Genomic DNA, 14,518 nt, shown 5'->3' with positions numbered 1-14,518 from the left:
GACCTTAGGTCCTCCTCAGGATGACGTCAGTTGTTGAGGGTGCTCTGTCGCTTCACGACCTACCCGATCACCGGCACATGCGGCGCCCGGTCCCGGCCGAGAAGCCCCTTGAGCCGCGGGTCGTCGGCGACCTCGATGGCGCGCTTGTAAGGGGTGAAACCGCAGGACTGGTAGAAATGGATCGCCTGCGGGCTGTCGCCTGTGCAGGTGTGCAGCCACAGGCGTTTGGTCTCAGGCCGCGCCCAGGCCATGTCCACGGCCTGGCCCATCAGCCAGCGGCCGAGTCCGCCGCCGATCGCTCCCGGCACGAGGCCGAAATAGGCAACGACCGGCTCAGCCGGGTTGGCATAGTCTAGCTCCAGCGTGCCGACACACCGTCCGTCCCTGATCGGCCGAAACAGGTCCCGCGCCGGCTCGGCCAGCGTTTTTTCCAGAACGGCCTCGTCCTGCTCCAGGCGGCTGAACCAGATCCAGTCCTCGCCGATTTCCCGGAACAGCTTGCGATAGGTGGCAACATCGGGCGCGTCCCAGCGCTCCAGGGTCACGTCGCTGCGAGGCGGAGCGAGGGGCTTCGCCGGGGCTTCGCGCATCTCCAGATAAGTGACGACAAAGGCAATTTTACCGTCCGGAACTTCTGTATATCCATCCAGATTGAGGACCGGGCCAAGCGTCTGTGTCACCGTCGAATCTCCTTTGTTGCGCGTGTCGGCATGGGCCATAGCAGCGCCGGCCATTCGCTCCAAGGGCCGAATGGCGTATTGCAGTTGGTTAACGCGCTGTTAACCACGTTTTGGGACAATCGAGCCCTGTTCATGAAAGACGCTGCCATGCCCAAAGTCGGAAATTACGTCCAGCGCGATTACCACAACCGCTTCAGTTCGCAACGGAAGTCGACCTGGTCCGACTACAACAAGGCCTGGTCCAAACGCCGCGAGGCATCGGCGCAGAAAATGCAGCAACTGCGCAACGTGGCCAGCGTTTTCAACAGCATCGGTGTGCAGGCCTCCCAGGCCAACACGGTGTTCGTGATGCAGAACCAGGGCCGGGTCGGCGCATACGCGAACCAGACGGCTGCCATGAACCGCGTCAACGTGCTGATTTAGGACCTCGCCAGGCCGCGGGCACCGGATTGCCCCAACCTTCCCCAACGTAAAAAATTCTCCGATCCGGACACTTCGTTAACCGTTTGGTCACACATTCGGGAGCTACGCTGAGAGCAGTCTTTTTGAAAAGGCGCTCACATGGCGAAAATTGGGAATTATGTCCAGAGGGACACCTATAGCCGCTTCCGCTCACAACGAAAGCCCTCCTGGTCGGACTACAACAAGGCTTGGACCAAACGCCGTCAATCGGCCGCCAAGCGCTTGGACAAGATAAACGCGCTGGCCTACACCATGCAGTCGGTCACCCTGCAATCCTCGCAGCTGAACACCCTGTTTGTGCTGAAAAACCAGGGTCGGCTCGGCCACTACGGCAATCAGACGGCGGCCCAGGCACGGATCAATCTGGTGGTTTAGGGGCTGCTTCCCCAGCACACCCAAGCTCGTTTTCAGGGTCAGATCGACCCGATCGTCTTCAGCTTGATGCGCGGGTGGACCTCGGCCTGGCTCATGATGGTGGTGTGGGCGCGGAAGCGTTCGACGATGGAGCGTACGAACGGCCGTGTCTGCGGCGAGGTCAGCAGCACCGGTACCTCGCCTTGCTGGGCGGCTTCCTCGAACGTGTCGCGCACGCGGCCGACGAATTCCTGCAACTTGCTCGGCTGCATCGCCAGCTGGCGGTCGTCGCCCTCGCCGACAATCGATTCCAGGAACGCCTGTTCCCATTGCGGCGACAGGGCGATCAAGGGCAGGTAGCCGCCGGGCGCCAGATTGGCCGCGCAGATCTGCCGGCCAAGACGCATGCGCACATGTTCGGCGATGGTGTCGGTGTTGCGGGTCATGCCGGTCGCCTCGGACACGCCCTCCAGGATGGTGCCGAGATCGCGGACCGAAATGCGCTCGTTGAGCAGGGTCTGCAGCACGCGCTGGACACCCGATACGGTGATCTGCGACGGGATCAGGTCCTCGACCAGCTTGGCCTGCTCGCCCTGCAGCTCCTTCAGGAGTTTCTGGACGTCGCCATAGGTCAAAAGCTCGCTGATATTGGCCTTGATGGTTTCGGTCAGATGGGTCGACAGCACGGTCGCCGGATCGACCACCGTGTAGCCGCGCAGGGACGCGTCCTCGCGGTACTGGGCTTCCACCCAGGTCGCCGGCAGGCCGAAGGTCGGCTCGGTCGTGTGCGTGCCCGGCAGCTTGACCTGACCGCCGGCCGGATCCATCACCATGAAATGGTTCGGATAGAGAATGCCCCGGCCGGCCTCGACTTCCTTCACCTTGATCACATAGTCGTTGGCGCCCAGCTGGATGTTGTCGAGGATGCGCACCGGCGGCATGATCACGCCCATGTCGCCGGCGACCTGGCGGCGCAGCGCCTTGATCTGCTCGGTCAGGACATCGCCGTCGCCTGTGGCCTTGCCGTTGATCAGCGGCAGCAGGGCATAACCCAGCTCGATGCGCAGTTCGTCCATCTTGAGGGCGTCGGTGATCGGCGGCTCCGGCAGCGGTTTCGGCGCGGATTCCACCGCCTTCACCTGGGCGGCCTCGGCTGCTTCCTGCTTCTTCTGGGAGCTGACACGGTAGGCCAGATAGCCTGCAACCCCGGCAAGACCGAAGAATGGGATCATCGGCATGCCCGGCAGCAGCGCCAGGATCACCATCACCGCCGCGGACATGCCGAGTGCCTTGGGATACCCGGTGAACTGGGCTGCCAGCGCCTTGTCGGCGGCGCCGTGCACGCCGGCTTTGGAGACCAGAAGGCCGGCCGCGGTCGATACGATCAGCGCCGGGATCTGGGAGACCAGGCCGTCGCCGATGGTCAGGAGCGTATAATTGTTGGCGGCTTCGGAGAAGGTCAGTTCCATCTGGGCGACGCCGATGAAGATGCCGCCGAGAATGTTGATGAAGGTGATCAGAAGGCCGGCAATGGCATCGCCGCGCACGAATTTCGAAGCACCGTCCATGGCGCCGAAGAAAGAGCTTTCATCCTCCAGCGCCTTGCGTCGCTGCTTGGCTTCGGCTTCGTCGATCAGGCCGGCGGAAAGATCGGCGTCGATCGCCATCTGCTTGCCGGGCATGGCGTCCAGGGTGAAGCGCGCCGCCACTTCCGCGATACGGCCGGAACCCTTGGTGATGACGACGAAGTTCACGATCACCAGGATCGCGAAGACGATGATCCCGATGACGAAATTGCCGCCCATCACCAGGTTGCCGAAGGACTGGATGACGTTTCCGGCCGCTGCCGTGCCCTCGTGACCGTTGGACAGGATCAGGCGTGTCGAGGCGATATTAAGGCCGAGCCGCAACATGGTCGCGATCAGGAGAACGGTCGGAAAGGACGAGAATTCCAGCGGCTTCTGGATGAACAGGCCGGTCATCAGAATCATGACCGAGAAGATGATGGAGACCGCCAGGAACGTGTCCAGCATCACCGGCGGCATCGGCAGGATCAGCAGCGTCAGGATCACAAGGATGCCCGTCGCGAGACCGATATCGCCCTTGCGCAGCGTGTCGATCAGCTCCTGCATGCTGGGCAGGCCCGACAGCGCGCCGCCAGTCTGCGGCGCTGCCGCTGCCTGCTGCGGAGCGGGTCCCTCTGGCCCGCCCGGTCCGCCTTGTCCGCCTGCTGCCGTGTCCGACATTCCGCTTCCGGTTCCTTACCTGCGCCGCCTGACGTGAAGCGACGCGTTCCACGACGCCCTAGGGCGCCTCTTGTTACGCTCTGGCTTCACCAGGGCCAGGCACGCTGATGCCTTCATCGGTATATTGATTCAGCTTGTTGCGCAGCGTGCGAATGGAAATACCCAGAATTTTCGCCGCATGGGTGCGGTTGCCGAGGCAGTGATCGAGCGTGTCCAGGATGAGGTCGCGTTCCACATCGGCCACCGTGCGGCCGACAAAGGACCGCGTCACGGCCTCCGCCGTTTGCGCGGCGCGCTCCGCCGCCCCCCTGGAAATGCCCAGCGGCGAGCCGTCAGGCATGCGGATCGCCTCGACGCCGATCTCCGCGCCGCTGGCCAGCAGAATGGCCCTGTGCATGGTGTTTTCAAGTTCGCGCACATTGCCCGGCCACGGATTGGTCATCAACGCCTGGCGCGCCTCGGCCGCCAGCGGCCGGATCGGCACGCCATTGGCTTCTGAATAGTGTTTGATGAAGAACTGCGCGAGTTCCAGGATATCCGCCGGACGTTCGCGCAGCGACGGCAGCTTCAGATTGACCACGTTCAGGCGGAACAGCAGATCCTCGCGGAACTGTCCCTGGCGCACGGTTTCGGCAAGGTCCCGGTTCGACGTCGCCAGAATGCGGATATTGACCGGCACCGGACGGGTGCCGCCGACACGGTCGATCACCCGCTCCTGAATGGCGCGCAGAAGCTTGGCCTGCAGGCGCACATCCATTTCGGAAATCTCGTCGAGCAGCAGCGTGCCGCCGTCGGCCTCTTCGAACTTGCCGATCCGGCGCGCGACGGCCCCGGTAAAAGCCCCCTTCTCGTGGCCGAAGAGTTCGGATTCCAGGAGATGCTCGGGAATGGCGGCGCAATTGATCGAGATGAACGGTTTGGATGACCGGTTGGAGCATTTGTGCACGTGGCGCGCAATGACTTCCTTACCCGTGCCGGACTCGCCTGTGATCAGAACGGATGCCTCCGACGGCGCCACCTGCTCGGCCAGCTTGACCACGGAGGCCATGGCGTCGTCCCGGTAGATCAGGTCGCCGCGCTCCTGGGCAACGGCCGCCAGAACGGCGGCGATCAACTCCGGATCGGGCGGCAGCGGGATATATTCCTTGGCGCCGGCGCGAATGGCGCTGACCGCAGCCTGGGCATCCGTTTCCACACCGCAGGCAACGACCGGAACATGCACCCGCTCGTCCTGAAGCTTCTGGATCAGCCCGGCTATGTCGAGATGCACCTCGACCATCAGAAGGTCGGCGCCGCGCCCGGACCTGAGGACCCTCAGAGCGCCCTCGACATCGTCGGCATGGGTCACCTGGGCGCCGCCCTGCATGGCGATCTTCGAAGCGGTTGTCAGCTGGCCGCCAAGGGTTCCGACTATTAACAGACGCATCCGCGTTTTTTCCTATCGATCCGTCTTGATGATTTCCGTCATCGTCACACCGAGCTTGTCTTCCACCAGGACAACCTCGCCACGGGCAACAAGACGGTTATTTACATAAATATCAATGGCCTCACCGACTTTCCGATCCAGCTCAAGCACCGTACCCGAGGCCAGTTTCAACAAATCGGAGACATGCATGCGCGAATGGCCAAGCACCGCCGAAATCCGCACGGGAACGTCGAACACGGCCTCGAGATCGGCGGCCGATTGCGGCTCTCGCTGATCCCCTTCGTCAATGTGACGCTCGGGGGCTTCCAGCTCGTCGAGCGGAATGTTGGTGTCCTGTTCGTCGCTCATTCGTTAGTTTCCTTTTCCGCCGGCGTGGCGGACGGTGTTCCGCGTTTCTCGGATGCGCGCGCCCGCAGGTAAGCGCGAATGCTCGTATCGATCTCCGTCTCCAGCGCCTTGCGGTCCCGCCTGATACCGCCGTCGGCCCATTCGATATGGCAGTCGCCGCGGCCGATCTCCGGTTCCCCGAGAATGACCAGGCGACCGTCAAAGCCCTTTTCATGCACGATCGGATCCACCTGGGCCTTCAGGGCCTCGACATCCTTTTCCGCGATCCGGATAACAAGGTGCGGCGCCTTGCGCAGAGGCCCCAGACATTCTGACACCAACGCCACCGTTTCGGCCAGCGGCTGACGGGCAATCAGATGGGCGCACAGCCGTCTAGCCACAAGAAATGCGAGGCTGATCGCATCTTTTTCCCGGGTGGCCTGAACATCGTCCAGGGTCTCAAGAACGCCACCGACGGCCGCGACCAGATGACCGACCTCCTGCGTCAGCAGGGTTTCCTGTTTGGTCTGCAGATCCTGAAGTGCCTTGACACGGCCCTCCTCGAAGGCCTTTGCCTGCGCGTCCTTCAGGAGCTTCTTGTGCTCCGCCACCGTGATCATCGGCACTTCGGGCTCAGCCGGCGCAACCTCCTGCGGCTCCTCGGGTTCCGAGAAGTCGACATTGAACAGAAATTTCGACGGGTTGGTCATGCTGCCCATACTGTTAGAGATACTTGCCGATTGCCGCATCAGTAGATGATTTCATCCTCGCCCTTGGACTTGGAGATCATGATTTCGCCCTTCGCCGCCAGGTCCTTGGCCTTGTTCACCATGCTCGTCTGAGCCTCGTCCACGTCACGCAGCCGCACCGGTCCGAGCGCATCCATGTCGTCGCCGAGCAACTTGGCGGCGCGCGAGGACATGTTGCCGAAGAAGAATTCGCGTGCGGAATCTGTCGAGCCTTTGAGCGCGATCGCCAGCTGATCCTTCTCCACATGGCGCAGGAGCGTCTGCGCGCTGGCCGCGTCGAGTTTCAACAGGTCGTCGAAGGTGAACATCAGCGTCTTGATCCGGTCCGCGGCCTCGCGGTTGTCCTCTTCGAGCGCCGCCAGGAACCGGGCCTCGGTCTGACGGTCGAAATTGTTGAAGATGTCGGCCATCATCTCGTGACTGTCGCGCCGTGAGGTGTTGGTCAGGTTCGACATGAACTCGACCCGCAGCGTCTGCTCGACTTTCTCCAGAACTTCCTTTTGAACCGCATCCATGCGCAGCATGCGGCTGACCACTTCCAGCGCCAGCTCTTCCGGCAGAATGCCGAGCACACGGGCGGCATGGTCGGAATTGATCTTCGACAGCACCACCGCAACGGTCTGCGGATATTCGTTCTTCAGGTAGTTGGCGAGCACATTCTCCTGCACGTTGGAGAGTTTCTCCCACATGTTGCGGCCGGCCGGACCGCGGATTTCTTCCATGATGATGTTGACCTTGTCGCCCGGCAGGAAGCTGGCCAATAGCCGCTCCGTCGCGTCGACATTGCCGGTCAGGGCGCCTTTCGAGCTGACGCGCCGGACAAAGTCCTTGAACAGGTTCTCCAGCATGTTCGGCGTGACCGGACCGAGATTGGCCATGGCCGCGGATACCTGACGCACCTCGATTTCGTCTAGTTTCTCCCAGATCGGCGCGCCGTGCTGTTCTCCAAGCGCCAGCAACAGGACGGCTGCCCGCTCGGCACCTTTCAGCTCGCGGTCTTCGTGATCGGCGCTGACTTGCAGCTGTTGCTGGAGTTGATCGCTAGCCATCAGGCGGCCTGCTCATCCAGCCAGCCGCGAACGATGTTCACTGCTTCCGTCGGATGGTCCTTGATCATGCCGCCAACCTTGGCGATCGAGCTTGCCTGCATGGCTCCTTCCTGCTTGGCCTGTTCCAGCCATTCGATGACGAATTCGTCTTCCGGTGTCTCTTCCTGCGGCACTTCGGTCTCGACGACCAGCGTACCGTCGGGGCCGATCATCAGTTCCTGCGGCTGTTTTTCTTCCGGCGTCACGATCCGGCGCAGCAGCGGGCGGACCACGAAGAGCAGCAGCAGCAGCGCAATCAGGAACAGAACGCCCAATTCGGCGAAACGGATGATGTCGTCGCGGGTGAATTCGAACAGCTCGTCGCCTTCGGCCAGCAGGTCGTCCTGCGGCGGCAGCGCGAATTGCAGGTTGACCACCTCGACGGAGTCGCCGCGCGCTGCGTCGAAACCAACCGCGGAGCGGACCAGGACAGCGATCCGGTCGAGGGTTTCCTGGGACCTTGGCGTATAGGCATTGTTGCCGCTGCCGTCCGGCTGATAGGTACCGTCGACCAGCACGGCCACGGACAGGCGCTTGACCTGGCCGGCCTCTATGATTTCCGTACGGGTCGATTTGGAAATCTCGTAATTGGTGATCTCCTCGGTCAGCGTCGCCGTGTCCCGGCCGTTGGCGTCGCCCTGACCGCCTTCCTGGTTGGGCAGCTGATTGCCGACTGTGACCTGGCCGTTCCGCGACAGGGAGGACGATGCCTCTTCCTTGGTCTGGGTCGAGCGCACCACCTGACCTTCCGGATCGAAGGTTTCCGTGGTTTCGGTCAGGCGGTTGTAATCCACTTCCGCGTTGACGCGGACGCGGGCCCGGCCGGGGCCGACCACCGAATTGAGGATTTCCTCGATCTGGTTGCGCAGCCGGCTTTCAACCGCGACGGTGCGCTCCTGAAGCGACGCGGAGACCATACCGTCTTCGTCGTCGCCGACACCGGAGGCCAGAAGACGGCCGCTCTCGTCGACGATCGACACCCTGTCGGGGTCCAAACCGTCGACCGCGGTGGCCACCAGGTGCTGCACGGCGCGGATTTCACCCGGCCCGAGCGCGCCACGCACATTCAGGACAATGGAGGCCGACGGCGGACGCCGGTCACGCTGGAACAGCTGCCGCTCCGGGATCACCAGATGAACACGGGCCGCGCGGATCCGGTCCAGCGAACCGATCGTGCGCGACAGCTCGCCTTCCATGGCCCGGAGGTGATTGATGTTCTGAACAAAGCTGGTGGCGCCCAGCGTGTCGGTCCGGTCGAAGATTTCATAGCCGATGGACCCGCCGGTCGGCAGGCCTTCCGCGGCCAGCTGCATGCGCAGCCGGGCGACCTGCTCCCTTGGCACGAGAATGGTCGAGCCTTCGCGCTTCAGTTCAAACTGCACACCCTGGCTTTCCAGCTGGCTGACGATCGCCGCGCTGTCTTCAAGGGTCATCTCGTTATAAAGCGTGGTCATTTGAGGTGCGGTGACACGGAAGATGATGAACGCGAACACGCCGATCAGGATCGCGGCAACCGCGCCCATCGCGGCAATCCGCGCCGGTCCAAGTGCTTTTATGAATTCAGTCAATCCGTTCACGAATGCCCGCCCGCATCTGAAACATGCCTTGAAACCGTTATTATTGGAGTCGGCTCGGCATGCCACACCTTCGATGGGCAAAATTTGCCGCCCAGAGGGTTAACAAGTGGTTAACGAGCTCTTTACCACTATCCCGGATCGGCAGAATTCAGCGATTTACGATAATGCAAAACGCAACTCAGGTGGGGAAAAACTGCCTACCTTATTAATTTTTGGATAAGTTCCCCAAAGGTCAAGCCTCCCCGGCAGCACCACGAAGCACGGACGGACCGGCAGCGGCGCTAATCAGACGGGTCGTTCGCTTGCGGGAGGATGGAACAGGTCCGACGGACTTGCCTCAGAAACAAAAAAAGGCCGGCGGAGCCGACCCTTTGCAGGCGCAGCAAGCGCAGCGCCTTCTCACGTCTGTTGAGCCCGGTCAGTTCCGGTACTGCTGGATCCTCGTGGCCCTGAGGCCCGCCAGACCGTGTTTCTCGATCGAGCTCTGCCAGGAGAGGAATTCCTCAACCGTCAGAGTGTATCGTTGACAGGCCTCTTCCAGGGAAAGAAGCCCTCCCCGAACAGCTGCAACGACTTCCGCCTTGCGGCGGATGACCCACCGCTTCGTGGACGTCGGCGGCAAGTCCGCAATAGTGAGCGGGCTTCCATCGGGTCCGATGACATATTTTACACGCGAACGAATCTGTTCGGTCATTGTACTCTCACACTAACCATGACCAAGTTGAATTGAGACTACACAATGACGCTTAACAAACGCCTAAAGCAAAATTGTATTTTTATTAACTATAAAATCTAAATTTAGTGAATGATATTTAGGAAATCAGAAAAATAAACACTCAATTTGTAAATAGCGATATATGAATTCGTTAACCATAATGACTTGCCCGTGCATTTTGCAACGCAAATCGAATACGCTTGAAAATTGCAGGCACTCCGGTTTCCCGACCAAAATCCGATAAGCCAGCAAAAAAGGGCTCCGGACATCGCCCGGAGCCAACAAATGCGCAGCGAATTGAAATTATTGCCTTTAGGACGGCCTTGAGACTGCCGTCACCGAGCTGACAGGAAAGTCCTGGTCGCCGACCTTCAGCACCGCCTCGCCACTGGACCAGTCCACCCGGTCGACAATGCCGGACACCGTGGTCCGGACCGTTTCCGGCCGGCTGTTGGCATCCTTCATATCGAAGGAAATGGTGTAAAGCCCGTCGACGGCCTGCTGACCGCTGTCCGTGCGCCCGTCCCAATTGAACGTCCCGCTGCCGGCATCGAGTTCGATGTCGCCGCTATAGACAACCGCTCCGCTCGAGTTGCGGATCTCGAAGGATCCGGAAGCTTCCTCGGTGATGTCATAGGACCAGCTCGCCTGGCTGCCTGTCAGCGTTGTCGTGGACGCGTCCGCGGTCACCTCGTTGCCGACATAGCTGACATAGCTGAGGCTCTGGCTGCTCTGCAACGTGGCAATGATGTCTTCCAGGTTCTGGTTCTGCTTGATCGACTGCTCGACATTCGAATATTGCACCAGCTGATTGGTGTATTCCGCCGAGTCGAGTGGATCGAGCGGGTCCTGGTTCTGGATCTGCGTTGTCAGAATGGTCAGAAACAGCTCGTAATTCGCGATCAGACCGCTGCTGCTGTTGGCGGCACCGCTCTGAGCGCTGCTAGAGGTGGCTGAAGATACTGTGGTCATGTTTCACTCCCGGGACGGATCCCGTCCCTTCTATACTTTCATGTCCAGACCGCCGCGCTGTTCGGCAAGCATCAGCCGGACCCGTTCGGTGATGTCCGGATCCGCATCGCCCGAGCCTTCGGAGCCATTGTCGCCAAAGCCGGATTGCTGGCCGCCGTCGCCCTGATCCGAGGCGAATTGCTGGCCACCATCCTGTTTCAGCGAGAATTGCAGATTGTCACTGTCCGGGTTCAGGCCCGCGGCCTCAAGCGCCCGCTCCAGCCCGCGCTGATCGCGCAGGAACATGTCGAGGGTTTCGGGCCGGTCGACAATCAGATGAGCCTGGACGCTGCCATCGGCACCGACCCGCATATTGACTTCCACCCGGCCGAGTTCCGGCGGATCGAACCGCATCTGGAAGCGGGTGTTGCCGTCTTTCAGATTGCGGGCGATTTCCGCCGCGACCTGGGTGGCCACATGAGCGGACTGGGTCTGGTTCGGCGTCTGCAGGCTTTCGGTGCGCATGGCGCCATGCAGGTCGCCGCCGCGCACGCTGGCCGTGGTGAAGTCCGAACCCGTCATCGTATCGGGATCGGTGACCGGAAGGCCGGCATCTTCCGCAACAACCGCAAGGGTTGTGGCCGCGGCCACGGGCGCAGTCACCGCAGGCGTATTTGCCGCACGATTGTCAGCCCCCTGCCCGGCTTGCGTGGTGGCGACACCGGCGGGTTTGGCAGCATTGCCAGGCGCGCCTGTGTCAGCACCCGGCTTGGCAAGGGTGGCAACATCGTCGGCAACCGGCGCGTCCGGCAAAGCGGCATCCGGCAACACCTCACCCGTCTGCACCGTCACCGGCGCTTCAGCGCTCAGGACAGAAGGGGTGCCGGAACCGGACGTCGTTGCGGCCACCGCCGTCAAGGAACCGCCGGTCGCGGCGGATGGTCCGGCAGGCCGCGAGGACGCCTGTCCGGCCGCTGTTGCCAGATCAGAGGGCAGCTGCGCGGCCGGCTGACCGCCGAGTTGCGAACCACTTGCCGGCACTGGAGCCTGCCCGTTGGTCGGTACGGGTGCCAGCTGACCCGACTGGGTCTGCAGAGGCGCCGGCTGCGCGTTGCTCGTTGTCCCGGCCGGGGCCTGTGCCGCGGACTTATCCGCCGCGGCCAAGGCAGCAACTTTCGGGACGGCACTTTCCGCTGCGCCGTTACCAGCCACCACAGCGGCTGTCGCGGGCGTCGTGGCATTGGCGGATGCCGGAAGCACCGGGGCCGGCTGAGCATTGGCCCGGCTCTGCCCGGCCTGCGGCTGCGAAGCACGAAGTTCCGGCGGCAATTCGTTCTGCCAGCGCCGGCCCGCAGGCGCTGCAGCATCCGTGCCGCCCTCCAAGCCCGCAGGCGAGCCCGAAACACCCGCACCGGCATTGGCCGCCTGTTGCAGGCCGTTCGCGGCATTCGGACTGGCCACGGCCGGCGGCTGTTGCCCACCCGGCGCGCCGGGCAGCATGCCACCTGGCACGCCATTGCCAGCCGCTCCGACAGCCGGAGGCACCGCGCTGGACGGCACCGACGAAGGAGAGGCCGCACCACCCGCCTCCTGACCGGCGGGCGTTACGCCCGGCAGCGGGGCAGGTCCAGGCACCGCCGGAACAATCGCGTCCATGGACGCCAGGATGGCGCCTTCATCAATTTGCGGGTCCTCGGGCCCGGGCGGGTCCGCAACCGCGGCCTCACCGTCACTTGATATCTTTGCCGTATCCGCCCCGGCCGTCCCGGGAAGCGGCGCAGGCTGCGTGGCCGGCACCGGCGGCTGCGCGGCGGCCTGATCGCTCACCGCCTTCTTCAGCAAATCGATGGCTTCTTCCGAGGCGCTTGCCGGCAGCGCCACTTTCACGTCTCCCGGCCTGGCGGCGGCACCGCCTTCCGGAGTGGCCACAACGCCGGTTGCGGCGGCCGCTTTCAACGCGTCGGCGAACACGCTCGCGCCGGGTGCGGCATCACCTGTAACGGGTCCCGCCACCCCGGCCCCGAGCGCACCGCCCGCGCCGGCGGCAAGAGCGCCCGCAGATACATCCGTTGTCAGTCCAAATGGCAGCACGTTTGCCCCCAGATCTTCGCCCGCGGCTGCAGGCACATTTCATCACGGGAAAGGAAGCAAACATCGGGCCAGTCTGAAATTTCAAAAAAGCCTTTGAAATAGCTAAGAAATTTCTCGACCTCCCCGGAATACCCGCTCCCGGGAGGCGGCAAGGTTTGCCGGTCGGGCAAAGCGTGCCTGCCATGCGCGGGCAGCAATTGGCATTTCCCGGCCCTTTCTATATAGTGCCGCCAACTTTGAACGAGGCCCTTGATCGGCGCCCGTCCCCGGCCAACCCGGAGGACCTGGAGGCAAACGCCTTCCGGCACGCGCGATCGGCCAAGATTTCTGGAAGCTTGTAGAAATGCGAAACAGTCTGGATCTGCCCGGCCGCCCGGAAGATACACGTGTTGTCGTTGCCATGTCCGGCGGCGTCGACAGCTCGGTCGTTGCCGCGCTGATGAAGGCGGAAGGCTATGACGTCATCGGCGTCACCCTGCAGCTCTATGACCATGGCGCGGCCGTCGCCAAGGCCAAGTCCTGCTGCGCCGGCGTCGACATTCACGACGCCCGCCGCGCCGCGGAAAAGATCGGCATCCCCCACTACGTGCTCGACTATGAAAGCCGCTTCAAGGAACAGGTCATGGACCGGTTCGCCGACAGCTATATTGCCGGCGAAACCCCGATCCCCTGCGTGTCCTGCAACCAGACGGTCAAGTTCACCGATCTTCTGAAGACGGCGAAGGACCTTGGCGCCGACGCCCTGGCGACCGGCCACTATGTCCGCTCCGCGCAGCAGGGCAACAAGCGCGCGCTCTATCGCCCGGCCGATCTCGACCGCGACCAGAGCTACTTCCTGTTCGCCACCACCCAGGAGCAACTGGACTTCGTCCGCTTTCCGCTTGGCGGCATGCCCAAGGCCAGGGTGCGCGAGCTCGCCGCCGAATTCGGCCTGTCGGTTGCGAACAAGCCGGACAGCCAGGACATCTGCTTCGTGCCCAATGGCGATTATGCCGAGGTGATCCGCAAGCTGCGCCCGAACGCCGCCGAACCGGGCAGGATCGTGCACATGGACGGCCGGGTGCTGGGCGACCATGACGGCATCATCCATTACACCATCGGCCAGCGCCGCGGCCTCGGCGTCGCCACGGGTGAGCCTCTCTATGTGGTCCGCCTGGATCCGGACGAGCGCCGGGTCGTGGTCGGCCCGCGCGAGGCGCTGGCGACCAGCACCATTTTGCTGCGCGAAATGAACTGGATCGGCGACCAGCCGCTGGACGAGGGCGACGAGATCGAGCTCTTTGCCAAGGTCCGCTCGACCCGCCCGCCCGCGCCCGCCACCCTGCGCACCCTGAACGGCAAGGCCTTTGTCGATCTGGCCAACGCGGAAGCCGGCGTTGCCCCGGGCCAGGCCTGCGTCTTTTTCGATTCAGACGACGACACCGCCCGCGTGCTTGGCGGCGGCTGGATCCACAAGACCGAGCGCACCGGCACCTGGACCATCGATTTTCCACAGGCCGAAAGCCCGGTTTCCGCCGCCTGAGGCCTGTTCAAAAACTTTGCGCGCGGGTGCCGATTCAACGCTTGACGCCCGCCCGCCGCCTCACTATAAGCACCCCACGTTGCGCGGGCCGCCAAGGCTCGAAGACGCATTGGATGGCGGAGTAGCTCAGCCGGTTAGAGCAGCGGAATCATAATCCGCGTGTCGGGGGTTCGAGTCCCTCCTCCGCTACCAAATCCAGTTTTGCCCGATGTCCGATCCGGAGACATAGGTAACAGTTTGTACCGGAGACATGGGTTACAACCTCGTGCCGAACGGGTTGTCGATTGTCTGTAGGGTTCTCTGCTCCAGGTCGATATATCCCAGATCATA

Annotated in this window: 13 protein-coding genes and 1 tRNA gene; 4 read left to right on the top strand and 10 right to left on the bottom strand. The window is 62.7% G+C overall.

Going from position 1 to position 14,518, the window contains the following annotated elements; translation table 11 throughout:
- Positions 1 to 59: 59 nt before the first annotated feature.
- Positions 60 to 680, bottom strand: coding sequence for a GNAT family N-acetyltransferase (locus tag M0H32_RS26725; protein ID WP_248159565.1), 621 nt, complete (start codon positions 678 to 680; stop codon positions 60 to 62).
- Between the two features lie 147 nt (positions 681 to 827).
- On the opposite strand from M0H32_RS26725, the gene M0H32_RS26720 reads away from it, so the two are divergent.
- Positions 828 to 1,103 carry a flagellar biosynthesis protein gene (locus tag M0H32_RS26720; RefSeq protein ID WP_248159564.1) on the top strand — a complete coding sequence of 92 codons (276 nt, stop codon included), beginning with the start codon at positions 828 to 830 and terminating at the stop codon, positions 1,101 to 1,103.
- A gap of 138 nt (positions 1,104 to 1,241) precedes the next feature.
- On the top strand, positions 1,242 to 1,517 hold the full coding sequence (locus M0H32_RS26715; protein ID WP_248159563.1) for a flagellar biosynthesis protein: 276 nt from the start codon (positions 1,242 to 1,244) through the stop codon (positions 1,515 to 1,517).
- Positions 1,518 to 1,555: 38 nt separating this feature from the next.
- On the opposite strand, the gene flhA is transcribed toward M0H32_RS26715, so the two are convergent.
- From flhA to M0H32_RS26670, 9 genes are all read right to left on the bottom strand, one after another.
- Positions 1,556 to 3,742, bottom strand: a complete 2,187-nt coding sequence (flhA, locus tag M0H32_RS26710; RefSeq protein WP_248159562.1) for a flagellar biosynthesis protein FlhA — start codon at positions 3,740 to 3,742, stop codon at positions 1,556 to 1,558.
- A 73-nt stretch (positions 3,743 to 3,815) separates the two neighbouring features.
- Complete coding sequence (gene flbD, locus M0H32_RS26705) at positions 3,816 to 5,168, bottom strand: sigma-54-dependent transcriptional regulator FlbD (protein WP_248159561.1); 1,353 nt, start codon at positions 5,166 to 5,168, stop codon at positions 3,816 to 3,818.
- Positions 5,169 to 5,180: 12 nt separating this feature from the next.
- Positions 5,181 to 5,516, bottom strand: coding sequence for a flagellar motor switch protein FliN (fliN, locus tag M0H32_RS26700; RefSeq protein ID WP_248159559.1), 336 nt, complete (start codon positions 5,514 to 5,516; stop codon positions 5,181 to 5,183).
- The gene (locus M0H32_RS26695) at positions 5,513 to 6,205 is read right to left on the bottom strand and encodes a FliH/SctL family protein (protein WP_248159557.1); all 693 of its coding nucleotides are present in this window, start codon (positions 6,203 to 6,205) and stop codon (positions 5,513 to 5,515) included. Before M0H32_RS26695 ends, fliN begins: the two co-directional genes overlap by 4 nt.
- 38 nt (positions 6,206 to 6,243) lie before the next feature.
- On the bottom strand, positions 6,244 to 7,293 hold the full coding sequence (gene fliG / locus M0H32_RS26690; protein ID WP_248159555.1) for a flagellar motor switch protein FliG: 1,050 nt from the start codon (positions 7,291 to 7,293) through the stop codon (positions 6,244 to 6,246).
- A complete protein-coding gene (gene fliF, locus M0H32_RS26685) occupies positions 7,293 to 8,909 on the bottom strand; it encodes a flagellar basal-body MS-ring/collar protein FliF (RefSeq protein WP_248159554.1) in 1,617 nt (538 codons plus the stop codon). Before fliF ends, fliG begins: the two co-directional genes overlap by 1 nt.
- Positions 8,910 to 9,327: 418 nt before the next feature.
- The gene (gene sciP, locus M0H32_RS26680) at positions 9,328 to 9,603 is read right to left on the bottom strand and encodes a CtrA inhibitor SciP (protein ID WP_008194991.1); all 276 of its coding nucleotides are present in this window, start codon (positions 9,601 to 9,603) and stop codon (positions 9,328 to 9,330) included.
- A gap of 333 nt (positions 9,604 to 9,936) precedes the next feature.
- Positions 9,937 to 10,596, bottom strand: a complete 660-nt coding sequence (locus tag M0H32_RS26675) for a flagellar hook assembly protein FlgD (RefSeq protein WP_248159553.1) — start codon at positions 10,594 to 10,596, stop codon at positions 9,937 to 9,939.
- A gap of 30 nt (positions 10,597 to 10,626) precedes the next feature.
- Positions 10,627 to 12,666, bottom strand: coding sequence for a flagellar hook-length control protein FliK (locus tag M0H32_RS26670; protein ID WP_248159552.1), 2,040 nt, complete (start codon positions 12,664 to 12,666; stop codon positions 10,627 to 10,629).
- Positions 12,667 to 13,009: 343 nt separating this feature from the next.
- On the opposite strand from M0H32_RS26670, the gene mnmA reads away from it, so the two are divergent.
- On the top strand, positions 13,010 to 14,188 hold the full coding sequence (gene mnmA / locus M0H32_RS26665) for a tRNA 2-thiouridine(34) synthase MnmA (RefSeq protein ID WP_248159551.1): 1,179 nt from the start codon (positions 13,010 to 13,012) through the stop codon (positions 14,186 to 14,188).
- A 115-nt stretch (positions 14,189 to 14,303) separates the two neighbouring features.
- Positions 14,304 to 14,380: transfer RNA gene (locus M0H32_RS26660), tRNA-Met, on the top strand.
- Positions 14,381 to 14,518: the final 138 nt, after the last annotated feature.

Origin of the sequence: Roseibium sediminicola (assembly GCF_023156505.1) — a bacterium.
Classification (GTDB): Bacteria; Pseudomonadota; Alphaproteobacteria; order Rhizobiales; family Stappiaceae; genus Roseibium; species Roseibium sediminicola.
The sequence above is the reverse complement of the archived record's forward strand: the minus strand, read 5'-3'. Positions and strand labels throughout refer to the sequence as shown.